Raw genomic sequence first — 25,637 nt, 5'->3', positions numbered from 1 at the left:
TCATATCTTATTAACGAAGTTTCTCTATGAGCTATTTAGCTGGTGTTACCCTCCTATGGGCCTTCTCCTTTAGCCTGATCGGCGTTTACCTTGCGGGTCAGGTTGATTCTTGGTTCTCTGTATTAATGCGTGTTGCCCTTGCTGGCGTCGTATTTCTTCCTTTCCTAAAGTTTCGCGGCATCTCGCGTAAACTGATCGCTAAATTGATGGCAATTGGTGGTATCCAGCTTGGCCTGATGTACTGCTTCTACTATCAGTCTTTCTTACTGCTATCCGTTCCTGAAGTCCTTTTGTTTACTGTCTTTACCCCAATTTACGTCACGCTAATTTATGACTTTCTCAAAGGACAATTCTCTCCGTGGTACCTAGTGACCGCTGCTATTGCGGTATTAGGCGCGGTGTTTATTAAATTCGCGGGCATCAATGAAAACTTTTTAATCGGCTTCCTTGTCGTGCAAGGCGCGAACCTATGTTTTGCTATCGGTCAGGTTGGCTACAAGGTGGTGATGGAAAAAGAAGCGACTGAATTACCTCAACACACGGTGTTTGGTTATTTCTATTTAGGCGCTCTGTGTGTGGCTTCGGTTGCTTTCATACTACTGGGCAACCCAGAGAAACTGCCTACGACCACACTTCAATGGGGAATCCTGCTCTACCTCGGCTTAATTGCTTCAGGGCTGGGTTACTTTATGTGGAACAAAGGCGCGTGCATGGTAAACGCTGGCGCACTGGCGGTAATGAACAATGCATTGGTTCCTGCGGGACTTGTGGTGAACATCCTGATTTGGAACAGAGATGTCGACTTGGTACGACTTTCCATCGGTGGTGGGGTTATCTTGCTGTCTTTATGGGTTAATGAAACTTGGGTTAAGAAGCGTGTTGCGAGAGATGCTGCCAACGCCTAGCGCGTTGAACTAACAATCTGTATTTAGCTGACAAGCTTTAGTTAACTAACAAGCTCTATTTAGCTAACAGGCTTTGTTTGACTAGCAAGGTTCTTGTTTTAAATAATACCCAGAAAGCAAAAGAGCGACCGTAGGTCGCTCTTTTTAAATCATCTGTGTAGCAATAAGCGCTTCGAATTAACTTCAGTGGATGTGATTGTGGCTCACGACCTGAGTCTTGGTTTCAGTGAAGGCAACGTCATCAAGTTGTAGGTTGATGCGTTCAAGGTCACTTTCCAGTTTTTGGCTTTTCTTAAACAGCTTTTGCTGCTTCTTAATCATCTTCGCTAGCTTTTTGTTGTACTTCTCTTGTTTCTTCGCCGCTTTCTTCGCTTGCTTGAGTTCAGCTTTTTCATCACCGCTCGCCTTCGCCATCAGTTTTTTCAGCTTGGCTTTCTTCAACGCGACTTTATCCGCTGTTGCTACAACCGCAGGGTCAAAGATTTGTACAACTGGCTCAGCACTGTCCATGACTTCGATAAGAGAGACTTCTGGAGTTGGCAATGTTTCGGCAAGTAGACCACACGCGACTTTTTCTTCAACGGGTTTATTCTGACAATCAATCGGTGGGATTGCTGTTGGTTTGCACAGGTTCGCTTGATCCGCCGAAGAACGCGCACAAGAACGACACACAAACTTAGGTTGGGTAACCAAGCTGTGGATCTCGCCTAGGTGTTCAGTGATATCTCGACGGTTTAACTTACAAAAGCGTTTAGCCATGCTACAACTCCAGCTAAGAATAATAATGATTCTTAGTTAGATATACATCCGTAACGCGACTATCGCAAGTGTTAAATGGCAATTTATCGTATTTATGACGGGAAACTTTCTTAGCGTGTCTCTAAGTTATTGATGCTTCAATTAAGTCATTGATGCTTTCACATACACATCAAAACGGTTCTTTTTGGTTTCGATCGCCATGCTTGGTTTTTGCTCATCTAACCATGCTGCGTAATCCGGTCTTTTGACCACAACTCGCTTAGATGCGAGTTTAAGGGCTGGTTGCAATAAAGCATCAGCATCCATATCGGCACCCACCAATGATTGGAATACACGCATCTCTTTCTTAACCAACGCCGATTTCTTCTTGTTCTCAGGATGCGGGTACATTGGGTCTAGGTAGACCACATCAGGCTGTTCGAAATTTGGATCGTTGCTGAGTTTATCTAACGCATCGTGACTTGAAGCATGAATCAACTTCATACGTTCAGTTACCCAACCACCGATGTCAGGGTCTTGCTGAGCTCGCTGCAAGCCATCATCGAGCAGTGCTGCCACAACAGGGTGACGCTCGACCATCTGTACTTTACAGCCCAACGACGCCAACACAAACGCATCACGTCCTAGACCAGCGGTACCATCGAGGATAGTTGGCGTTGCACCTTTGTTTAAACCTGCCGCTTTAGCAATCGCCTGACCTTTACCACCGCCAAACTTACGTCTGTGACCGACTGCGCCTCCCACTAAATCAACAAAAATAGCGCCAAGCTTAGGCTCATCGACTTTACGTAGCTCAAGTCGCTCGCAAGTCAGTACCAAAGCAAAATCGCTGTTTTCATCATGAGATAAATTCCAACGGGTCGCTAAGTCATTTAGATGATCGATTTGGGTAGCATCTTCGCAAATCAGTTGTAGTTGCAAGGTCGTCTCCAACAGACAGTAGTATTCAAAACAAAAGAGGCAACCAGTTTACCTGATTGCCTCAACAATACATATTAGCGGTGAAAAGTATTCCCGGCTAAAGTCGGCTTACCTAAACCAATGGCTCTGTCTCTCGTTCTTGTCTTAACTCTTCAACGAGCTCCGCGAGTGGCTTAGGTCGGCCTATGATGTAACCCTGTGCGTAGTTCACACCAAGTTCGATCAGCTTGTCGATTATCTGGGTATTTTCAACAAACTCAGCCACTGTGTGTTTGCCCATTTGCTTAGCTAAATCATTGATCGAGCGAACCATCACATGGTCCATCTCATTGACAGCAATATCACGCACAAACAAGCCATCGATCTTCACGATGTCGACCGGCAGTTTCTTCAGGTAGCCAAACGACGATAATCCAGAGCCAAAATCATCCAGTGCAATCATACAGCCAAGCTCTTTGATTCGAGTAAAGAACTTGATCGCCTGCTTCATGTTACTCATCGCAGCCGTTTCGGTGATCTCTAAACAGATTTTATGGCACGGTATCGACGAGTCTCTCAAGCTCTCAATCAAGAATTCGACAAATTCTCGATTACCCATCGAATGACCAGAAAGGTTGATTGAACACATCCCTAGTTCCTCAATAACCTCAGGGCGTTGCTCCAACCAACTCAAGGTTTGACTGACAACTTGGCGGTCAATCAAATGCGCTATGTTATAGCGCTCTGAGGCTGGCATGAAAATCCCCGGAGAGATGTATTCACCGTGGATATTCTTGATGCGAACCAAGATTTCGAAGTGCATTTTCTCGCTGTCTTTGTCTAAACCAAGAATGCGCTGAGCAAACAACTCTAAGCGATCGTTAGCCAAAGCCTCATGCACTAGATTCACGCATTCCATCTCTAGGTGACGACGACGCAAGTCTTCATCATCTTGATGGTAAAGGTTGTAACGGTTACGCCCTTCCTCTTTAGCAGCATGGCAAGCAGCATCGGCCTGAGCATGTACCATCTGTGGTGAGGCTGCAGTATGGTCAATCAATCGGATACCAATAGAGCTGGTAAGATTAAGGCGAATATCACCCCACAAGAATGGGTTCTCGCTCATCGTCGAGATAATACTGCGACACACATTCACCGCATCTCGCTCAGTACAGTCTTTCATTAGTACTGCAAATTCGTCACCACCCATTCGCGCTAACACGGCATTGTAGGGCAGAACCTCTTCCAGCAGCTTAGCACTAAACATGATTGCGGCATCTCCCGCTTCATGCCCCGCCGTATCGTTCAAGACCTTAAGTTGGTCTAAATCCAAGAACAACATCGCGTGAGTTCGCATGTGGCTCTCAACCTCTTTGAGCGCCTTTTGCAGCTCTTGCTCAAAGTGGTTACGGTTAAACGTGTCCGTCAGCAAATCATAACGAGCTTGATATTCTAGCTTTTCAGACAACTCACGAGTTTCGGTAATGTCTTCTCCAACAATCAACAACTGATCAGACTCAACCAACGGGCGAATGTTTTCACGAATCCAGATAGTGCTGCCATTAGCATGGCGATATTCAATATCACGACGCCATACGCCACGAATCTTATGTTGTGGTTGCAATAAGATATGACGCGGGATCATTGAGTTTTCATCGACATAGAACTCTCTAGGACGATGACCTAGTAGCTGGTCTAGCGGATAGCCTAGTAACTGCTCAGCAAACTGATTGACTTGTTGAATGCGATTATTGCCATCGAGCGTAATCATCATCACGGGTTGTTTGTCGTAATACAGCTTAAGGTTCGCTTCACGCTGGAACAACTTATTCTCAGCAAGCTTACGCGAGGTCACGTCGCGCGCCTCAAAGAGAAACTGAATGTCTTCTTCTTCACTGCCCGGCATCGGCTTCAATGAAATATCCAACACCATCGCACCGCGATCTCGACACCACACCTCGGCTTCAAATCGTAACGCTGGGTGCTCACTTTTTGCGATGAAATAGTCGGCTAGCACTTCTCGCGCAGAACTTTCCCAATGTTGGTGTTGTTGTAGAGGCGTTCCCAGTTTATAGCCTTGATTATAAAGCAGCTCATGCAGCTTGCTGTTACTCGACAGCAGCACACCACCCTTATCAATGATGCCCATAAACTGTAGGCTTTGGTCGAATATCGACTCAAGCAGCAACTGACTTTTTCGGCTGGCACGTTCACTTTTTTTAAGGCGATTGAGGTAATACACCAAGGTCGCGATGACACACGACATCACCAAAAACAACAAACCTATGGTACGAATTTCATCGCGGTAGCGTACTAGAAATGACTTCGGCTTATTGAGGAAGGTCACCGAGGCTTCATTCTCTGCGCCCAGATCCCAACGTGAGATCTGTTGGTAATCGAGTTTGATTTCTGGCGCGCCAGCAACCACCAATGGCAATGGAGCCTTAGGATTGTTCAGCACACTCAGCAGCACGCGTCCTGTATCTCGACCTTGCGTTTCACCACTTTGAATCACACCACCAATCGCACCAAAACCTAGTCCGAGATCGTGCACCATGTACAGTGGCATTTGGGTCTTGATATTCAGTTGTCGCCAATCCTCATCGTTACTCACTCTACCTTGTGCATCGCGGTAATACGCCCAAAACAGCAAGCTCTTGCCTAGGTCAGCACGTTGAGAAAAGGCCATTAACTCTTGGTAAGAATCCGGCACATAGTGCTCAACGAGATCGGAAAAGTCCGGATGGGTTTTGATGAACAGATCGATTTGAGAACGAATGGCCTCACCTGTAACTGAGTGGTCGGTAACAATGTAGATCTTCTTTACGGTCGCTTGAAGGCGCTTGATCAGCTCTATGTTGCCAACCAAATCTATGTCTTCGGTAATGCCGGTCGCATTTAAGCCTTCAATCATTTGAGGGGAGAAATTGTTGATACCGCCAAAGATGACGGGCGTATCTTTGAGATCGGGCGCGAGACGCTTCATTAGATTGAGCGCGTTATTATCACTCACCACAACTGCAGCGAATTCTTCATGCATCAACTTGGTGTGATAAAGCTGGTAGACACGCTCAAGGTATTCAGGATTTTGAGAGCGTTTGCTATCAAGATAAACGACACGATAAGACAGACCATCGCGATCGAGCTCATCAGATAGTCCTTTATGGAAATCATCTGTCCAGAAAAAACCTTGATGGTAGGAGTGGATCACCAATACATCTTTTGTCTGCGCCGAAGCAAATATGCTCCAACACATCGCAATAAATAACACCCAAAATCGCACTGAATTCACCCTAACATCATCGTTGCTGCTAATATTATCACCCTTGGCTATGATATGTACTCTAGCCAATATAATTTCATTAAATCTAAGGGTTAAGCATGTCCACAACCACCGCTCGTCTCGATGACCTAGACCGTGCCATTCTGAAAACCTTGATGGAAGATGCTCGTACGCCTTATGCCGAGATGGCAAAGCAGTTTGACGTAAGCCCTGCGACTATTCACGTCCGTATCGAGAAAATGAGATCGGCCGACATTATTGAGCGTACCGAGGTTGTGGTAAACACAAAAAAACTGGGTTACGACGTGTGTTGCTTTATTGGTATCAACCTCAATGCTGCCAAAGATTATCACTCGGCAATCGCCAAGCTGAACGCCTTAGATGAGGTGGTTGAGGCGTACTACACCACTGGTGCTTACAATATTTTCGTTAAGTTGATGTGTAAATCGATTGAAGAGCTGCAGTTTGTGTTGATCGATAAACTGCAGGCAATTGATGAGGTGCAGTCGACAGAGACACTGATTTCACTGCAGAACCCTATCAATCGCAATGTGAATCCATAATCGTTTGATAAATAGATACAAAAAGAGCCTCACAAGGAGGCTCTTTTTACATTCTGCTCAGCACAATATTAAGCGCTGATACCCGCATGACGCAGCATCGCATCGATTTGTGGCTCGCGACCACGGAAGCGTTTGAACAGCTCCATCGGCTCTTCACTACCACCCATTTCTAGTATGTTGTTCAGGAAGCGATTACCCGTTTCAGTGTTGAAAATACCCTCTTCTTCAAATGCTGAGAACGCATCTGCCGATAGCACTTCTGCCCACAGGTAGCTGTAGTAACCGGCACTGTAACCACCAGCAAAGATGTGACCAAAGCTGTGTGAGAAACGGTTCCAATCAAGGCTTGGCAGTACCGACACCTTAGATTTCACGTCTGCTAGTGTTTCTAGTACGCGAGCACCCACTTCTGGGTCGTACTCTGTGTGCAACGTAAAGTCGAACAAACCAAGCTCTAGTTGGCGCAGGATAAACATCGCAGATTGGAAGTTCTTCGCCGCTAGCATCTTCTCTAGCATCTCTTTTGGTAATGCTTCACCCGTTTCGAAGTGACCTGAGATGAACGACAGCGCTTCTTCTTCCCAACACCAGTTTTCTAGGAACTGACTTGGTAGCTCAACGGCATCCCAAGGCACACCATTAATACCCGCAACTGCTCCCGCTTCAACTTGCGTTAGCATGTGATGGATACCGTGGCCAAACTCGTGGAACAGAGTCACGACTTCATCGTGAGTAAACAATGCTGGCTTATCACCAACAGGTTTATTGAAGTTACACGTTAGGTAAGCGACAGGTGTTTGTAGCTCGCCAGATTCAGTAATACGACGACCACGACAGTCATCCATCCAAGCTCCGCCACGTTTGTGCTCACGTGCGTATAAATCTAGGTAGAAGCTACCGCGCAGTGCACCTGTCGCATCAAAGATATCAAAGAAACGAACTGACTCATGCCAAGTGTCTACGCCTTCACGCTCTGTTACCGACATACCAAACACACGGTTTAGTACCTCAAACAGGCCTGAAACCACGTTTGACTCCGGGAAGTATGGACGAAGCTCTTCATCAGAAATCTCAAACAGGTTCTGCTTCTGTTTTTCGCTGTAGTAAGCGATGTCCCACAGGTTTAGCTCAGAGACACCAAACTCTTTCTCTGCAAACTGGCGTAGCTCTTCAACTTCGCGTTCACCTTGTGGTTTGGCTTTTACTGCTAGGTCGTTAAGGAAGCCAAGCACTTGATCTGGCGTTTCTGCCATTTTAGTCGACAATGATTTCTCGCTGTAGGTACTAAAACCAAGCATGCGAGCGATCTCGTGACGCAGTTTAAGCTGTTCTGTGATGATTTCAGTGTTGTCCCACTTGCCGGCATTTGGACCGCGATCTGAAGCACGAGTTACGTAAGCTTCGTACAACTCTTTACGCAGTTCTTGGTTATCACAGTAAGTCATCACAGGTAGGTATGATGGGATGTCCAGAGTCAGTAGGTAACCTTCTTGCTCTTTAGATTCAGCTGCGGCTTGTGCTGCCGCCAGTGCTGATTCAGGCATACCCGCCAGTTCAGCTACGTCTGTGATCTGCTTGCTCCAACCCATAGTTGCATCAAGCACGTTATTTGAGAACTGAGAGCCTAGCTCAGATTGGCGCTTGCTGATCTCGCCGTAGCGGTGCTGCTCGTCTGCAGGTAAACCAATGCCCGACAGTTCGAAGTCACGCAGTGCGTCTGTAATGGTTTTTTGTTGAGCTCGATTTAATGCCGAGAATGCTTCGCTCGCCTTGATCGCTTTGTACGCTTCAAACAAGCCTTTGTGTTGACCAACCCAAGTGCCGTACTCAGACAGTACTGGTAGGCAACTCTCATACGCTTCACGCAGTTCGTCGCTGTTCACAACAGAGTTCATGTGACTTACTGGTGACCAAATACGGCCTAAACGATCATCCACTTCTTCAATCGGAGCAACTAGGTTGTCCCAGCTTGGTGAAGTATTACCTTCAAGTACTTGTTCTATCTTGTTGCGACACGCTTCAATCACTTGCTCAACCGCTGGCTTAACGTGCTCAGGTTTGATTTGTGAAAACGGAGGTAAGTCCGTGAAGGTTAATAGCGGATTAGACATATAAACATTCCTTTGGCGTTAGAGACTTTCGTCTTTTTTGTAATGAGGTCGTCTTACAGTCATCAGGCTCAGGTTCGCCCTAAAAAAATCACCTGCGAATAGTTATTAAATAGTGCCCAATAAGGCAAATTTCAATAGTAGAACCAATAACTAACCACATATTGCGCACGACTGTTCCTGAATTGTTCGAGAATTTATGGTCCATTGAGGGTTATAATAGTCTGATTAACCCCACCTACACTAACCACACTCTAAATCGAGAGTGTTACGAGAGTTTAATTTGTTAAGTTATCGCCACAGCTTCCACGCAGGTAACCACGCCGACGTAGTAAAGCATATCGTACAGAGCCTTATTCTTAATTCTTTGAAACAGAAGGATAAGCCTTTTGTTTATCATGATACTCACTCTGGTGTAGGTCGTTACGACTTAACGCATGAATGGTCTGAAAAAACGGGCGAATACAAACAAGGTATTGCACGCGTCTGGGAACAAACAGAACTTCCTGAAGACATTCAAAGCTACCTTGAGTCTATCTCAACGCTAAACAACGGCGACAAGCTGCGCTACTACCCAGGCTCACCACGTGTTGCACGTGCCCATCTGCGCGACCAAGACCGCATGGTACTGACCGAGCTTCACCCAGCCGATCACCCGCTGCTTGAGCAAGAGTTCCACCGCGATCGTCAGGTATCTATCTACAAAGAAGATGGTTTCCAACGTTTAAAAGGCAGCCTGCCACCAAAAGAGCGTCGTGGTTTGGTACTTATCGACCCGCCTTATGAGCTAGCAAGAGAGTACCGCGATGTGGTGACGGCGATTGCTCAAAGCCATAAGCGCTGGGCAACCGGTATCTACGCTATTTGGTACCCGGTAGTAAATCGCTGTGATATCGAAGATATGATCGAAGGTCTCGAAGGCTTAGGCATCAACAAGATTCTACAAATCGAACTTGGCGTATCACCAGACACCAACGAGCGTGGCATGACAGCATCAGGCATGATCGTGATTAACCCGCCTTGGAAGCTAGAAAGCCAAATGAAAGAGATTCTTCCATTCTTGAAGGAAGCAATTGCGCCGGCGACCGGTCATTTCAAAGTAGAGTGGATCGTACCCGAGTAATCTCGAACTTAACGTCATGCTCTGACGAATATTCAGTAGATTGTGACGTACACGAATAAATTTTAAACAGGGAGATTGAGTTCAACCGATCTGCCCTCAATATAATAATTAGACAATTTAAGAATATATAGGACGTAGGTGTTCAGTGTGCTCACTGTACCCACAGCCTTCAATAAATGGAGAAAGTAATGGCGACTCATTTTGATTACATCTGTATCGGCGGCGGTTCAGGCGGCATCGCATCAGCAAACCGCGCAGCAATGCACGGTGCAAAGGTTGCACTTATCGAAGCTCAAGACCTTGGTGGTACTTGTGTAAACGTTGGTTGTGTTCCTAAAAAGGTAATGTGGCACGGCGCTCAAGTTGCTGAAGCTATCAACCTATACTCTGAAGATTACGGCTTCGACGTTGACGTAAAAGGCTTCAACTGGAGCAAATTGGTAGAAAACCGCCAAGCGTACATTGGCCGTATCCACCAATCTTACGATCGCGTTCTTGGTAACAACAAAGTAAACGTAATCAAAGGCTTTGCTAAGTTTGTTGACGAGAAGACTGTTGAAGTTAACGGTGAGCACTACACTGCGGATCACATCCTGATCGCAGTAGGTGGTCGTCCAACCATTCCAAACATCCCGGGTGCAGAATACGGCATCGATTCAAATGGCTTCTTCGACCTAATGGAGCAACCTAAACGTGTTGCTGTTATCGGCGCGGGCTACATCGCAGTTGAGATCGCAGGCGTACTAAGCGCACTTGGCACAGAAACACACCTGTTCTGTCGTAAAGATTCACCACTTCGCAGCTTCGACCCAATGATCATCGAGACATTGGTTGAAGTAATGGAAGCGGAAGGCCCAACACTGCATACACACTCTGTTCCAAAAGAAGTAGTGAAAGAAGCAGACGGCACACTGACTCTACACCTAGAGAACGGCAACACTCAAAACGTTGACCACCTAATCTGGGCTATCGGTCGCCACCCAGCAACTGACGCTATTAACCTAGCATCAACTGGCGTTGCAACTAACGACCGTGGCTACATCAAAGTAGACGAGTTCCAAGCAACTAATGTTCCTGGCATCTACTGTGTTGGCGACATCATGGAAGGCGGTATCGAGCTAACTCCTGTTGCTGTTAAAGCAGGTCGTCAGCTTTCTGAGCGTCTATTCAACGGTCAAACCAACGCGAAAATGGACTACAAGCTAGTGCCTACTGTGGTATTCAGCCACCCACCTATCGGCACAATTGGTCTAACGACTCAAGAAGCTGAAGAGCAATACGGCAAAGACAACATCAAGGTTTACACGTCGGGCTTCACGGCAATGTACACAGCAGTAACCAAGCACCGTCAACCTTGTAAGATGAAACTAGTATGTGCTGGCGAAGAAGAGACTGTAGTTGGCCTACACGGCATAGGTTTCACTGTTGATGAAATGATTCAAGGCTTCGGCGTTGCAATGAAGATGGGCGCAACCAAAGCTGACTTCGACTCTGTTGTTGCGATTCACCCAACGGGCAGCGAAGAGTTCGTAACGATGAGATAATCAACGCCTTAGTTGAGCACTCTTTAGAAGCAGGCCTCGTGCCTGCTTTTTTTATGCCAACTCTTGAACCTTCCCTCTCAACTCCACGTAACACAGATACTGACCTATCTAGAACAACAAAGGAGTTTGTGATGAATCTACTAATTGAATCATTTGAAGGCGGGATTTACTTGGCTTACCAAATCATTGGCGAGCAAAAGAAGTTAATTAAAGACGACCACCAGCACCCAATGAAGTTTTTGAGTGTTAACCAAGCACGCGACCACTTTAGTGACCAAGGCGTAGCCTCGGCAACCCTCATTCATAACAGTGCCTACGACGAGATGTGTGGTGAGCATTGTGGTAGCACCCAACCGTTCGAGATTGATTTGAAGTGGAGTTAAATCAACTTCAAATCAATTGCGATAGAAATTGAAAGGCTTGCAATGATGCAAGCCTTTCTTATGGGAGTAACCTTCCTTGATATCCACATATATCAGCGCGATGTCCGTTTCTGTCTGCGTTTGATATTTTGCTCTTTCACAATAAAGTCGAACAGTGGTGCGAAGAGGTTGGCGAACAGGATGGCCAACATGATGCCCTCAGGATAAGCAGGGTTGAGTACTCGAATACCAACCGTCATCACACCGATAAGAATCCCGTAAGCCCATTTACTCTGATTAGTAAAAGCGGCAGATACCGGGTCCGTTGCCATAAAGAAAGTACCAAATGCCACACCGCCCAACACGAAGTGCCAGTAAAACGGCATCGAGAACATCGAGTTGGTATCAGAGCCGATCCAGTTCATCAAACTCGATGTCACCACTAGGCCAATAATCACACCGGCGACAATGCGCCAAGAGGCGATTTTCATGACAATCAGAATCAGCCCCGTCAACATGATGAGCAACGAAGAAACCTCACCCATCGAGCCTGGTATGTTGCCGACAAACGCGTCCATCCACGTTATTGTCTCGCCAGTCATGTTGTTGATGAGTGACGAACTACCGCCTTCATACCATTGACTAAGCGGAGTCGCTCCTGAATAGCCGTCAGCGGCAACCCATACCAAGCCACCTGACATGTTGGCAGGATAGGCAAAATAAAGGAATGCTCGACCCGCAAGGGCTGGGTTAAGGAAGTTACGTCCTGTACCACCAAATAGCTCTTTCGCGACAACGATACCAAAAGTAATACCTAACGCAGCTTGCCATAACGGGATAGTCGGCGGAAGGATTAAGGCAAAGAGAACTGAGCTAACAAAGAAGCCTTCGTTGACCTCATGTTTACGCACAACGGCGAACAACACCTCCCAGAAACCACCGACAACGAAAACCGTCGCATACACGGGTAAGAAGTAGAGAGCACCGAGCAACATCTGACTCCCCCAACCGCTTACCATTAAGGACTGTACATCTCCAAATGCCCATGACAAACGCCAGCTACTCTCGATAACCGAGGTAAGCTCATTGAGTTGATAACTGGATGTGAGCGCCGAGACACTCTGGTGTCCGACGTTATACATCCCCCAGAACATCGCCGGGAACGTCGCCAGCCACACTAGAATCATAATACGCTTGAGATCGATACTATCTCGAACATGGGTCAAGCCTCGATTTACATTGCCGGGCGTGTAAAAGATGGTGGCAAACGCCTCATAGACAGGGTAAAGCTTTTCGTACTTACCACCCGCTTCGAATTGAGGGGATACGCCCTCTAGCCACTTATTCAATTTCATATCTTGATAACCTCATTGATGTGAGTCAGAGGCAATACGAAACAAATAAGGTTAGAGAACAATTTGGCATAATCCACCTCCATAAAGCGAGCCTTTAACCACTATTCACCGTCAATATTTGAGAGAAAATCAATAGCTAAACTTTGGAAAGAAGATCACATACCCGTATTTTTGATGCCACCTCTCAAAAATGCGACTCTTTAGCTTATTTTTTTATATGTAACTGATAAAAACATCGAAAAAACATCTAAAACTCTTATAGAATGCACGCACAATAAGAAACATAAAAAAGATCAGTTGTGCAAAATGCAAGCAGTGGGGCCACTGAGGTTTTCTATCGCCTCATGGATCTCTCCGACGCGAAGAAAAGTCTCTACCTAGAACGACTAGAACAAGAGCAGCCCAGTCTATATCAACAAGTACTTCCTCTCATTAACGAAGTACCCTCAGAGCAGATAACATCGCTGCTCGGCTTTTACGCACAACAAGCAACAGAAAGCGAGCTCAACCTAACCGACACCTTAGTCGATAAATACTATATATCGCATGAACTCGGTCGTGGTGGTATGGGGATTGTCTATTCAGCCAGTCGAGCAGATAGAACCTTTGAGCAAGACTTAGCAGTTAAATTCATACAGCCCTCTCTTTCACATATTTTAGGTGAGCATGCTCTATTTCAAGAAGCACAATTACTCGCACACCTAAACCATCCATGTATCGCTAAGGTGTTTGACGGCGGAGTCTACCAAGAGTCGGTCTACATTGTGATGGAACGAGTTGAAGGAGAAACACTTTCTCTGTATTTGCAAAATCGCTTTCACAGTGAAAAACAACGGCTCAATTTATTTAAAGAAATTTGTTCGGCAATTGAACATGCTCATCAAAAACAGGTGCTGCATGCTGATCTCAAGCCCGAGAATATCTTAATTGATCCTTTTGGTTCACCTAAGATTCTCGACTTCAACCTAACCCAAAAGGTCAAACAACCTGCGCCTCACCAAAGCTCAGATGCTTCCATACTAACTGCCTACAGCAAGGCTTATGCCAGCCCAGAGCAGATTGCAGGTCACTTCCTAACTCAACAAAGTGATATTTACTCACTGGGTAAAGTTCTAGCACTGGTTTTTGACTCTTCTTCAAACTTAGATATTAATCTAATTGTAGAAAAGGCGACAAACCACGAACCCTACCGTCGCTATGCCAGCGTAAGTGAATTGCGCCAAGATATAGTCCGTATCTTAGAATGCCGTCCCATTTCGTTGAGAGAGAAGCAGCCACTCTATTCATTATCAAAACTATTAAAGCGACGCCCAGTACAGAGTGCTCTAACGATTCTATTACTACTGTCAGGCACAACGTTTTCAACCGCTATATTCAATAAGAATTTACAGCTACAAAAAGAAAAACTAGTCGCGGAAGAGATGATGTATGAAGTGACGAGCCTATTGTTTCATGCAAAAGGTAGCGATGCTGCAAAAATGTCAGTAGGCACGATGCTTGAGCTCACTAGACGTCGAATTTTATCAAACCCCGATTTACCCAAAGACGTTAAGCAAAAAATGCTATTGGCGATGCTGACACCATCACCTGAAAAGTCTGTGAATAATAAAAACAAAGAAAAGTCATCCAACGATTAATTATGAAAAAAATACTTATCCCACTGATAACTCTCTGGTCTACGAGCCTTTACATCCATGCTAATGGCAGCGAAGTTCTTACCGGATATTTTATTGATTCGCCAGTATCAGGGCTTTATTACGAAACCAGCTCCAACCTTTCGGGCACTACTGACAAAGGGGCATTCCAATACAATTCAGGTGATATTGTCAGCTTTTTCATTGGTACGGATAACTCCGGATACCTACTGACAACGCTGTCAGGGCAAGAAGTCATCACTCCAACCTTATCTTCGACACGCCCAAGCCGTAGCATCAACATGACTCGATTACTGCTGTCACTAGATGACACACCAGAGCATCGTGATGAAATCATCTTAGCGAGTAAAGTTTTATCTGACGTAGAATTTCAAAAGAAACTCAAAAATCTCGACCTAAGCTATTTAGATGCTCAGGAATTAGGTATTGACCTTGTTTCAGTCAAAGAAGCAGCAAAGCACCTCAACCAGAGCCAAGAATACATCAAGAATAACTTCGCTTCCGAAGAGATCATTTTTTCGCCAAAAGACAAAGTGCTTCATAACATTATTATTGCCAAGAAAGACTATGCTGGACGCGCCTGCTTTTACGACTTAGCTCACCACACTAATCCAAAATACGAAGGACCGATCGGTGAGCTGAGCTACACAATCACAGACACAGAACTCATTCAGTTCCCTGGAACAGGTGACTATTTTAACGGATGTAACCTGCGCCCTTATCACACACCTCAAGAAATCATCCGTGAACCTCTTTCCGTCGGCGATGGTTGGACCGGTTTCACCAGTTGTGCCCATAAGGGCTGTACTCGCCACGATCTAAGCGGCTTTTCTATTGAAGACTACAACGATGAAGGTGACTGGAAATACCGTACCGTCGCTTTGGACTTCGATACCGAGACCGAACTCTTGATGGAGAAGACCCAAGGCTTGGGCCAAAAAGAACATATTCGCCATCCGAATAAAGCAGAAATGATCTGGTTTACTTACACCAATGAGCGTGGGAACCACATCCCCTATGAAGGTATCTGGCAACACACCCTGTATCAGCAGACCAACATTATTACTGAATGCTTATTGATTAAAGATAGACGCATTATGTTAGGCAGTAACGATGGCGAAACCTGTCCGACAAACCACCAACAATACACCCAAGATGTGACAGAGAAATTTGGAGACATGTGGTGGCTGACCAATGCAGAACCGACGGTCTCTCTTGCTCAAATGAACGTTGCTATTCGTTGGTATGATTCCGTACCCCAGCAACATTTCACAGCGTGGGAATATCTACCAGCAGGTAAAGATTGGGACCAAGGCATACTCTACAGATTCAAACAAAAAATTTCGCTAAACCCTGATAAATCTCATAATATCAGCACCCTATCTGTTTCTGAGTTTACTAAAGTGAGGTCTAACAGCTAATGGCAACTACAACTCCAAACATCACACAGATAATCCAACAGTGGCAATCCGGCGACAAAAGTGCTGAAGCCGATTTGTATCAGTTCGCTTACTTACAGTTGAGGCAAATAGCGCAACAAGAGCGCTCACGCAGTGCTCAAAAGTACGGTACAGATAACCAAGTACTCAGTGACAGCATGAATAGCACCACCGCCTTAATCCATGATGCATACCTCAAAATCTCGTCTTCAGATTTGCATTCGATCGAGAATAAGAAAGACTTTTTCTTGATGGCAGCGAAAGTGATGCGCCAAATTTTGATTGATAACGCTCGCCACCTTCAAGCACAAAAACGTCAGCAAATGACCATTCTGAGCAACCATGAAGGGGATAAGTTTGAGCAATTTATGATGATGGATAAAGCGCTCGATAACTTCAGCATCTACTACCCACGTCAATCTAAAGCACTAAAGCTAAAGTACCTTATGGGAATGAGAAACCGCGAGATCAGTGAATTGCTTGAGTGCAGTGCAAGTTTGATTGAAAAAGATCTCAAGTTCTCTCGTTGTTGGTTACAAAGTAAACTGGTTTAAAATGAAAAAGCGCCTCTGTTTCTTATTCGCGTCTGGCTGTGGAGCATTAGTTCTGCTGCCACCTTGGCTTGCCTCAAAAGAAGTGAGTAAGGCCAATGTTGTAAGTAGTGAGCCAGGGCCCTTACTTAGTTCGCCAACGGCTAGTGCTCCATCACTCCAACTCGAAGCGAATAAAAAGCAACAAGATGGTACCGTTTCTGGTGTTCTGATAAAAAATAGAGCTGAACAACCGACCTCAGACGTGACGATACCGCTCGTTCCCGCGCAACAGCACAACGAACCATTCACGGTGCTCGCTGACAAACAGGATCTCGAGACACAAATACTGGTCGTTGCAGATGGAAAAGACAGAGCTGATCGCAACCAAAAGCCACAAGTAAACCTAGAAGTTCAACAAAGTATTCAGCACGAAATCAATCAATGGTCATTCACCGAAAACTCCCCGATCAACTACTCGATTGATATTGCTGGGCTGTTTGAGGACCCAGATGATGATCTTATGACGACACAGCTTGCAGTTAATCATCCCAAGTTTTCTGTTTCAAATCTCGGTGGAGAAACCAACGTCCAAGGTACACCTAAAGTCGGCGAAGCGCCGACTCAGCTTATTGCTCGTGCCAAAGATGATTATCACGGCTCAGACGAAAGTGCTTGGGTTACCACCAGCTTCCCCTTCCCTTCCATGTCTTCAGGTTTAGAGGAAGATGGCTTACACCCTTTGATTGGCGAAACTTGGTATCGACTAGAGACCAACCATCAATTTGCTGGTAAGACGTACAATTATGAAAAGGTCTACTGCGAAGCGTTTAAGTTCATCAATGACGAAGTGTTCTTTGCCTCTTCAAGTAGTTTAACCACCTGCCCGAGTGAGCACGAGCTGCGTAAAGTTGGAGGGTATCATGTCGATGGTAATACCTTGGTTGTCTCTAGCAATCAGTCAATTTTTGACACTGACATGCGCTGGAAAATATTAGAGACCTACCCAAGTCACCCTACCTTCACGACCGCTCATGTCACGCAAGTTAAAATGGGCAATGAGTATGAAACCTATACAATTGCCTCGAAAGCGCAAATAGAACAACGCATAAACACAGTTACAGGCTTAGAAGCGCTGCAAATGACACCCGTCAACTACATGTATTTAGCAAACGATGGTCGCTACTACCTCAGTTGGTATGGTATGCACCTAAGCAACTACCAACAAACAGATCCAACGTGGCCAGATCGAATGGATGGCGACCTCAATGTCCAATCCTACAACACCACGGTTATTTGCGAAGATTTACTCAGTAAATTTGATCACTACTCCATTGGCGGGCAAGGGGTATATGGCGACATCATTGGCCAAACCATCGGCGAAAACTTCGAGCCTATCAAGTGTGAAGAGCGCCCTCTAGGTCACCTTCAATACTCTTTCTTCGATGTCGATTTTCTTGAATTCGATGAGTTCAAACATGGCGAAGTATTTAGCATCATACTTCGCCCTAAAAAAGAGTGGCGCCATAAGGTTGAAGAGATGAAGCTCAACGTTCGGTATCTAGCCCCTGACGCTTAAAAGCTCCACAGTGCCTGTAAGCCAGTACTGAAAGTGAACGTGTCGGCTTCAGGTAAGGTCGCCTTTTTTTGTTCAGTTACGTATTCCGTACACACGCCATCAACCATGGTTTTACAATACGTGGTCGTGACAGTTTCAGTGTCGGATTGGAAGCGTTTCTCGTAGCCAAACATCGTATACCAACCTAAATGAAAACCGGGTATCACTTCATAGCTCACCGTACCTTCAACTGCTGCTCGGTAACCGAAATCGTAGAAATCGACGTCCTCAAATTGCGTATTCGACGTAACGCTCCAAATCGGTAGACCAAAAGTCGCCTTACCACTGATGTGCCATTTGTCATTTAGGTAGAGACTGCCGTCATCATAAGCTAACCCGACATCCATGAAGATGTCCGTTGAGGTCTCCTCCCAGGTGCCGTAGAAATATTTATTACCCTCTTGGGTGTAATTTTTTACGCCATAGCGAGTGAAGGTTTGATAGGTCAACGAAGGGCCGCCAATCACACGCCAATTATCTTGAAACTTGTAATGAAGCTGGATATTTGTCGCTGTCTTCAGATATTCCAACTGGTTGTTCTGCTGCAGCGAACCGACATTATTCCAATCTTCTGTCGAGTTTTGTGGAGAGAATGAGGCCAATGCATCAACTGAGAAGTCAAAGTCTTGATTGACGTAATACAAACCACCAGAGTTTAAGACAGGGTTAGTCACGGTGACTTCCGAGGTAAGCCCCCCATAGAACTCTTGATAAGTGACGTTTTCAACACCGACAGTGAAGTACGAATAGCTGTATTTATCACTCACACCTGCCTCTTGAGCCACTGCAGAAAAGGGCAACAAAGACAAACCGATCCATTTTTTCATTTTTATATCCACCAAACCAATTCGGGGCAGCATGCTATTGAAATTGGAAATCAATTTGAAGAGCAGTCGAGCAAATAAACATCAAATAAATTTTACGGATTTTTCCCGCTTTTACGTATGTTGAAAAAGTAATCAACACCCAGTAAAACATTCACACAACAAATGTAAGCATCAGAAAATGAAACAAATAGGGCTTGGCTAGAGCTCTCTACAAAGGATATGACATGAAAAAAGTTAGTTTACTAGCAGCGTCAGTGGCTTTCGCTCTAACAGGCTGTGGTGGTTCAGATGGTGATAACTCTGGTGCTACTCCAGGTGGTGTAGTCATTACGGCTATCGATGGCTACCTACAACATGCTGAGGTATGGGTTGATACGGACAACGATTTACTATTGGATGAAGCGGCAGATACTAAGCTATCCGAGCTAACGAATGCATCTGGTCAGTACATTCTTCCTAATGAGCACAAAGATAACGCAATCTTCATTAAAGCAGTTGCAAACCAAACTATTGATAGCACTCGTGGTTTAGTTGCTTCTGATTTTGTTATCTCAGCAACAGCAGGCTCTACAGTAATCAACCCAATGACAAACATGGTTGTTGAGCAGTTAGCTGGTGATGACGCTCTAACTCAAGAAGATGCAGAAGCAGCCGTTGTTGCATCGGTAACAGATTCAGGCTTAATAGCCTCTGAAGATCTTATTTTTGGTGACTACATTGCTGATAGTACTGAAGAAGCAAAAGCTCTAAATGCTATTGGTGAGACACTTGTTGATAACTCAGGTTTAACTATCGAACAGCAACTAGAACTGACTGAAGCTGTTGCAGTAGAAGCTCAAGCTATCATTGTAGATCCTTTACAAGAGATTGATGATTTCTCCCCAATTGTTGATGTTCCTACTGATGGTAATCCAATCACGGTAGCTCCTAACTCTCGTCCAGTTGACACTGAAAATGGTGTTTTAGAGAACATCACTCTTGAGCCTTCAGATGTATGGGTAGAACTAGATGCTTCTACTTTTTTCCAAGATGCGGAAGGCGATACATTAACGTTCGAACTCAAAGAGCTCGCTGACGATCTCAACGGACTAGTGATCAATAGCAACACTGGCATTATCAGTGGTGACCTTACTAAGCCTGGCACTTACGATTACCAAATCTTCGCAAAAGATGAGCATGGTGCACTGTCATACCCGCTGAGTCTTAAGGTCATTAAGTTAGCTGAGAACCTAGCTCCAGAAGTCGTCGAAGAAGAGCAAACAAGGCTACAAAGTGTAATTAATGGCTGGCAGCTTCAAGAAGGTGAAGTCTTCAACCAAACTATCGATTTATCAGGCTTATTTAACGATTCTGATGGTGACATCGTTAAATACCGCTCTGGTGCTCTGACTGTTGATGGGCTAACCATTACCCCAACGGAAGACACAAGTTCAATCGTTACTATTTCGGGAACACCGAGTAAATCTTACTCAGCAGGACAAACCTTCAATGTCGGTGGTGTTGATAACGATGGCGCACCAACCTATGTGACATTTACTTTACCTGAAGTATTAGAAGGTACTCCTGTAGAACCACCACAACCAGAATTAGGCTTCACTCAAGCACACTTCGATAAAGGTGGCGTATGGCAAATGGGTAGCTTTGACTATGGTGATGCAGAGGTAGCATTTGCATCTCTACGTATTAACAATGACCAGAATGAGCTATGTTTTGCAACAGATGATTCAAGTGACTTCTCAACACTTAGTCGTCAAGATTGGTTAAGCACACTAGACAACATGCAGCATAACTACTGGGATCTTGGTCGTAAGAGTCTACTCAGAGATGACGACTGTTTCGCAGTCACATTAAACAACAACGGCACAGTCGATTTGCCTAGTGATGCAGGTACAGATACGGCAACAATGCTCTACCAAAATATCACGAAAGATGGTGATTATCAGATTGTGATGCTAATTGAAGAGTCTACTGGTCATAAAGAGCTGTTTTGGATGGACTCAACAGAAGTAGAAGATGGTGTTAACTACAACTCGTTCTCTTACCCAAGCCAAAACGACATGACAGTAGGAGTAACTCTTGATGAGTACCTGCTTGTTGATGATGACGGTGGATATAACGACCTTTACCCTTTACTTGATAAGTTTACTTACTCAATGACAGGTAAGAATGCTGAAAATCTTGCAGAGGGCACGTACACAGCAACATCAATCACCGAACCAGGTGAAAGCTGGTCAGATAATTGGCTTGTTGGTGAGAATGTTGATAATTACGATAAAACGTTGATCAACCCATACCTAGGTTTAGTTGAAGACAACGACGACTGTAACTGTGTTGTAACTCGTCGCTACTTTACTTACCGCGACTTTGGTGAACTGACTATCGGTGTTGGTGATCACAATAAAAATGCACAGTTCGGCTACGGCCACGATGACAACGGTTTCTTCTTTATCAAGTCAAATCAGGAAGAAACGATCAAGCACATCCACGATGCTTGGAACAAATAGAGCACTGAACCTTTAACTCAAAACCCCGCCAATGCGGGGTTTTATTCTCCTGACAAATACAACCTCGAATGTAAGCACTCCTTCTGAATTCCTAATTCCACTAAATATTGTTTTAAAATTTTACGGATTTTCCATTCATTCCCGTATCTTGCACCTCATTCATACAAGCTGTAAAAACTAGCCAGTTTTATATCACCTCAAAAAATAATAGATTTCACTCGATAAGGATGAAAAGAATGAAGAAGGTTAGTTTACTAGCAGCGTCAGTGGCTATTGCGTTATCAGGTTGTGGCGGTTCAGATGGTGGTTCATCTAACGAAGCAACCCCAGGCGGTATCGTGATTACTGGCTTCGACGGCTACTTTAAAAATGCAGTTGTATTTGACGATGTCGGTCAATCTGGCGTTTTAGAGGTTGGCACAGATACTATCTTTGGCTTAACAGACCAAGATGGCAAAATCACACTTCCAGTAGATACTGAAATTGATGGAAAACTAGCCATAAAAACACTTCGTCCAGGCGATATGACTAAAGCGCTTGCTGAAGAGCTTTCGGCGTTGAGCTCTAAAGCGGATAGCTATTCTGATTTTATGGATGTTTACACCACAGACATGGACCATGAAGGCCAGCCAATGGCTAACAGCGTGGTATTCCGCACGCCTGAAGGTACTGATAAAACTGCATTAGTTATCTCTCCAATTACCGACCTCGTTGCTATTGAAATGCAGAAAAACAATAGCTCATTCGAAGATGCGACGACATCTGTAAACGAAAATTTAGGCGGAACGATTGAAGAACCTATCGATCTATTTTCAGACTTTGTAGCAACTTCAAAAGATGATCTTGAAAGCGCACAGTTGCACAAAACTGCACAAATTCTTACTGAATCCAAAGCACAAGATCCTACAGCGTACGAAAATAATGCAAATAGCATTACCGAGACCGCTGCAGAAACTTCTAAAGAGATCGTAACAGAAGAGAACATGGGTTCTGAGGAACTTGTTAATGAGAAGCCTGTAATCGATCCAAGCCAACCAGAAACCGTTGTGACTAACTACAAGCTACTGGTAGACCATACTGCACAAGCTAATCTCGAATCAGAATTTGCAAAACTAGAGGTAGTTGAAGGTCAAGGGTTCACGGAGACGATCACTGTTCCTGAAAACTTATTCCAAGATAAGTACAGTTCTGAAGATAAATATCAAAACATAGCTATCGCTCGTGCTGAAGTGAATGGTGAGCAAGAAGTTACGTTAACGCTAGAAGGCGAGACATTAACTATCTCAGCAAAAGATAGCTTTGTTCCTACACTAAGCAGCTACATTGTTACTCTGACAGCAGTTGATCGTGCCACTGCTGACTCAAAAGTACTGAGTGAATTAAGTACTACATTCTCATTCGATGTTTCACTGGTAAATACTGCGCCAAAAGTAGAGCCCGAAGCACAATCAGAAATACAGCGCGAGATTACTGACAACTGGACAATGAAGCAGGGTGAAGCGTTCTCAGCAGAGCTATCTGTTACTGGCCTATTTACAGACCGTGAGGACGATACTCTAACTTATGACTCCAACATTAGCTCTGTCGTAAAAGGTCTGACGTCAAAATACGATGCTAAATTAGGCAAACTAGTTATCTCAGGCCACCCGGAAACGCCAACAGAAGATATCAAGCAGTTCAACATCACAGCCGATGACGGACACGCTGCAACATTCATGGTGTCTGAGCCTGCAAGTTTTGATCTACCAACTATTTCACTAGGTAATATTACTATTGAACCTACAGTGAAAGCCGACCTGCAAGAGACTATTACAAAGACTTGGTCACTCAAAGCCGGTGAAGCATTCTCTGAGCAGCTAGATATTAGCGAGTTATTTACCTCAAGTGTTTCTGGTGACGTTGAATACTACGCAAACTACGCTGCTCACGACAATGAACCAGCACACAACCCAATTCCTGGTGTTTCTGTGCAGGTTGACGATAGCGGCCTAATAACCTTAACTGGAAAACCAACAGCTGAAACTAACGGTGTCATGCTTTACGTCGCTAAAGGTATCAACTTCTCTGGTAGTGACGAGAATGATATTGAATCTGAAATGGTTACCTTTGCATTACCAAATGTAAAACCAACTGATGAAGTTGATCCACCAGCACCTGAACTTGGATTTACTGAAGCACACTTCGATAACCAAGAATGGAAGATGGGTAGCTTTGCAGACAATGATGGTGAAATCGGCTACGCATCACTTGTAAAAGACGAGCTCGGACTGATGTTCTGCTGGGGTTCAAATAGCGACGAAAGCTATTCTGATAATATGAGCGACTCGCTCGATCAATGGGGTAATAGCTACGCACCTTTTGCTAAGCTAGCTGAACTAGATAAACACAATGATTACATGTCGCATCAAGATAAAGATTGTATGGATGTGACACTCGATGATGGAAAGATGATTGATAAAGAAGGCACGCTCTATGAGATGCTTTATCAACACAAACCAACACAGGGCGAATACCAGATTATCTTGAAAGTAAATCAAGACGAACTATTCTGGCTAGATTCAACCTCTTCAACATTTGCACAAACGTCTCAGGCTTCAAGCAAGATTACTTCCGGCTTCACCGATTTCGATTTGACAGTGGAAAAAGGAGATGAGTTTGACCCAGAGCTTGATGGCTATCCGCTGACATACGCTGCTGGTCAATTTGAATATGCTGAAGAAAGTTATGAATATACTTCAATTAAACCTACAGGTTTCTATACACCTGGAAATCTAAGCTTTGTTTTCGATGACAATCGCCGCGAAGGTTTAGTATTGGAAGAGACTGGTTCAGATTCAGATTACAAAACGCGCTACCGCTACATCCAACGTGAGTTTGGTGACTTCTACATTGGGGTTAAATGGAGCGAAGAGCCACAGTGGAACTACGTATCGGCTCCTGACTTTGGCTTGTACTCATACGACCAAGCATCAATGGAAAAAGTGATAGCTAAGCTGCCACTAATCCAAGACTAAAATTCAACGAACTAAAAAACAAAAACCCCAGCCAATCGCTGGGGTTTCTTTTATTAGAGCCTTTTGGCCTACAGCAACTCAAATGCTCTTAACACTACTTCACACACATCACGTTAAGTAATGAAGAACCTTTCAATTGATTTACGTTACCGTTGGTAAACAAACCTTTCTTATCTGCGCCCCAATAAGGGAGATGCATTGGCCAGTTCTGTTTTTCCATAACCTTTGAGTTCAAGATGCTCTGCCATTGCTTTTCACTCATCAGCTTCATGTTGACCTGATTACACACCAATTTAGCGCTGTCATAATCTAGGCGACTCCAAGGCTTACCTTGCTCCATGTAGAACTGTTGTTTATGGTCTAGAAGGTAAGGAATCGCATATTGGCTACCCGCAACGTCTGCTTTCACGCGAACCTCGATCTCTAGATCATTGTCTGAGATCGCGTTACCACTTGGTAGCGTCTGAATAGCAGCAGCACTCGTTACCGCCGCTTGCTTAACAGCCACAGGTTTCGATGCAGACTTGGCTTCTACTTTTGCTTTTACAGGAGCCTTAGGCTTCACGGCTTTTGGCTCTGCCGCTTTTGCAACGATAGGCTGTGATGAGGTTTTCGACTTATCGACCATACGAATAAAGGCTTCACCGTAACCAGGAACCTTACGTACCTGCGTTAGGTCTTTTCTCGCATCAGAGAAAGTAGAATAAGGTCCGATTAAGCAACGGTAGTCTCCGCCTTCCGGCTTCATCCAAACGTTGGTCGAGATCTTCTCATATAGGGGCTTTGCTCGGCTCAGTGACAGAGGCTTGTTCAGCAGGCCACATTGAACCCAAAACAGCTCGTTATCTGAATGATGTTTGGGTGCCTTGCTCCCCCACACACCCTTACCGATCGGACATGATTGCTCTAGCTGTGGTAATTGGTTGGTGCTTGCCTGAGTTGCATCACATAGAACCGACTCTGCATTCACTTGGCTCGATACCAAAAGAGATGCAGCGATAAGCCCCATACGATAATTTCTTGTCACAGCACGACATACAGCATTCATTGTCAATTTCATAACCACCACTTAAACCCTTGCAGGCTAATTATTACCGAATCTATGTCGATAAAACATGAATTCCATTTTAAGTATTATTGACACTACC

The 25,637-nt window shown here is 44.8% G+C and carries 18 protein-coding genes; 11 read left to right on the top strand and 7 right to left on the bottom strand.

Translation table 11 applies throughout. The features are described from left to right. The first annotated feature begins 26 nt into the window (after positions 1 to 26). Positions 27 to 905, top strand: a complete 879-nt coding sequence (locus OQJ75_RS07045) for a carboxylate/amino acid/amine transporter (RefSeq protein ID WP_265972263.1) — start codon at positions 27 to 29, stop codon at positions 903 to 905. A 183-nt stretch (positions 906 to 1,088) separates the two neighbouring features. Here the strand turns inward: OQJ75_RS07045 and OQJ75_RS07040 are convergent, their stop codons facing one another. The 3 genes from OQJ75_RS07040 to OQJ75_RS07030 all read right to left on the bottom strand — a co-directional run bounded on the left by OQJ75_RS07040 (position 1,089) and on the right by OQJ75_RS07030 (position 5,820). Further along, entirely contained in the window at positions 1,089 to 1,664 is a 576-nt protein-coding gene (locus OQJ75_RS07040) for a hypothetical protein (RefSeq protein ID WP_102306673.1), read from the bottom strand. 141 nt (positions 1,665 to 1,805) lie between these two features. Further along, positions 1,806 to 2,585: a class I SAM-dependent methyltransferase gene (locus OQJ75_RS07035; protein WP_017081709.1), complete on the bottom strand. Its 780-nt coding sequence runs from the start codon at positions 2,583 to 2,585 to the stop codon at positions 1,806 to 1,808. Between the two features lie 112 nt (positions 2,586 to 2,697). Then, positions 2,698 to 5,820 (bottom strand): EAL domain-containing protein, encoded by a 3,123-nt coding sequence (locus OQJ75_RS07030; RefSeq protein ID WP_265972305.1) that lies wholly within the window; start codon positions 5,818 to 5,820, stop codon positions 2,698 to 2,700. A 125-nt stretch (positions 5,821 to 5,945) separates the two neighbouring features. Here OQJ75_RS07030 and asnC point away from each other — a divergent pair, with 125 nt between their 5' ends. Continuing rightward, the gene (gene asnC, locus OQJ75_RS07025) at positions 5,946 to 6,410 is read left to right on the top strand and encodes a transcriptional regulator AsnC (RefSeq protein WP_008218581.1); all 465 of its coding nucleotides are present in this window, start codon (positions 5,946 to 5,948) and stop codon (positions 6,408 to 6,410) included. 68 nt (positions 6,411 to 6,478) lie between these two features. On the opposite strand, the gene prlC is transcribed toward asnC, so the two are convergent. Further along, positions 6,479 to 8,521: an oligopeptidase A gene (gene prlC / locus OQJ75_RS07020; protein ID WP_265972270.1), complete on the bottom strand. Its 2,043-nt coding sequence runs from the start codon at positions 8,519 to 8,521 to the stop codon at positions 6,479 to 6,481. Positions 8,522 to 8,801: 280 nt separating this feature from the next. On the opposite strand from prlC, the gene OQJ75_RS07015 reads away from it, so the two are divergent. From OQJ75_RS07015 to OQJ75_RS07005, 3 genes are all read left to right on the top strand, one after another. Then, entirely contained in the window at positions 8,802 to 9,641 is an 840-nt protein-coding gene (locus OQJ75_RS07015) for a 23S rRNA (adenine(2030)-N(6))-methyltransferase RlmJ (RefSeq protein WP_265972272.1), read from the top strand. Between the two features lie 188 nt (positions 9,642 to 9,829). Next, on the top strand, positions 9,830 to 11,185 hold the full coding sequence (gene gorA / locus OQJ75_RS07010) for a glutathione-disulfide reductase (protein ID WP_265972274.1): 1,356 nt from the start codon (positions 9,830 to 9,832) through the stop codon (positions 11,183 to 11,185). 131 nt (positions 11,186 to 11,316) lie between these two features. Further along, positions 11,317 to 11,568 (top strand): DUF6482 family protein, encoded by a 252-nt coding sequence (locus OQJ75_RS07005; protein ID WP_265972276.1) that lies wholly within the window; start codon positions 11,317 to 11,319, stop codon positions 11,566 to 11,568. A 92-nt stretch (positions 11,569 to 11,660) separates the two neighbouring features. On the opposite strand, the gene OQJ75_RS07000 is transcribed toward OQJ75_RS07005, so the two are convergent. Continuing rightward, complete coding sequence (locus OQJ75_RS07000; protein ID WP_265972277.1) at positions 11,661 to 12,902, bottom strand: NADH:ubiquinone reductase (Na(+)-transporting) subunit B; 1,242 nt, start codon at positions 12,900 to 12,902, stop codon at positions 11,661 to 11,663. 299 nt (positions 12,903 to 13,201) lie between these two features. On the opposite strand from OQJ75_RS07000, the gene OQJ75_RS06995 reads away from it, so the two are divergent. Genes OQJ75_RS06995 through OQJ75_RS06980 form a run of 4 tightly spaced genes read left to right on the top strand, consistent with a single transcriptional unit; the run spans position 13,202 to position 18,105 of the window. Further along, the gene (locus tag OQJ75_RS06995) at positions 13,202 to 14,539 is read left to right on the top strand and encodes a serine/threonine protein kinase (protein WP_416340683.1); all 1,338 of its coding nucleotides are present in this window, start codon (positions 13,202 to 13,204) and stop codon (positions 14,537 to 14,539) included. A 2-nt stretch (positions 14,540 to 14,541) separates the two neighbouring features. Continuing rightward, entirely contained in the window at positions 14,542 to 15,978 is a 1,437-nt protein-coding gene (locus OQJ75_RS06990) for a chromosome partitioning protein ParA (RefSeq protein WP_265972281.1), read from the top strand. Continuing rightward, the gene (locus OQJ75_RS06985) at positions 15,978 to 16,550 is read left to right on the top strand and encodes an ECF-type sigma factor (RefSeq protein ID WP_248373556.1); all 573 of its coding nucleotides are present in this window, start codon (positions 15,978 to 15,980) and stop codon (positions 16,548 to 16,550) included. Before OQJ75_RS06990 ends, OQJ75_RS06985 begins: the two co-directional genes overlap by 1 nt. Position 16,551: 1 nt before the next feature. Next, positions 16,552 to 18,105 carry a hypothetical protein gene (locus OQJ75_RS06980; RefSeq protein WP_265972284.1) on the top strand — a complete coding sequence of 518 codons (1,554 nt, stop codon included), beginning with the start codon at positions 16,552 to 16,554 and terminating at the stop codon, positions 18,103 to 18,105. Here the strand turns inward: OQJ75_RS06980 and OQJ75_RS06975 are convergent. Continuing rightward, positions 18,102 to 18,971 (bottom strand): hypothetical protein, encoded by an 870-nt coding sequence (locus OQJ75_RS06975; protein WP_248388644.1) that lies wholly within the window; start codon positions 18,969 to 18,971, stop codon positions 18,102 to 18,104. The two genes, OQJ75_RS06980 and OQJ75_RS06975, sit on opposite strands and share 4 nt — an antisense overlap. A gap of 224 nt (positions 18,972 to 19,195) precedes the next feature. Between OQJ75_RS06975 and OQJ75_RS06970 the strand changes: the two genes are divergently transcribed. Next, the gene (locus OQJ75_RS06970; RefSeq protein ID WP_265972285.1) at positions 19,196 to 21,475 is read left to right on the top strand and encodes an Ig domain-containing protein; all 2,280 of its coding nucleotides are present in this window, start codon (positions 19,196 to 19,198) and stop codon (positions 21,473 to 21,475) included. Between the two features lie 236 nt (positions 21,476 to 21,711). Further along, positions 21,712 to 24,489: a hypothetical protein gene (locus OQJ75_RS06965; RefSeq protein WP_265972287.1), complete on the top strand. Its 2,778-nt coding sequence runs from the start codon at positions 21,712 to 21,714 to the stop codon at positions 24,487 to 24,489. Positions 24,490 to 24,583: 94 nt separating this feature from the next. Here OQJ75_RS06965 and OQJ75_RS06960 read toward each other — a convergent pair whose 3' ends face one another. Further along, positions 24,584 to 25,549 carry an SPOR domain-containing protein gene (locus OQJ75_RS06960; protein WP_265972289.1) on the bottom strand — a complete coding sequence of 322 codons (966 nt, stop codon included), beginning with the start codon at positions 25,547 to 25,549 and terminating at the stop codon, positions 24,584 to 24,586. Positions 25,550 to 25,637: the final 88 nt, after the last annotated feature.

Origin of the sequence: Vibrio sp. 14G-20 (assembly GCF_026241515.1) — a bacterium.
GTDB lineage: Bacteria > Pseudomonadota > Gammaproteobacteria > Enterobacterales > Vibrionaceae > Vibrio.
This window is presented reverse-complemented; position numbering and strand designations above follow the sequence as displayed.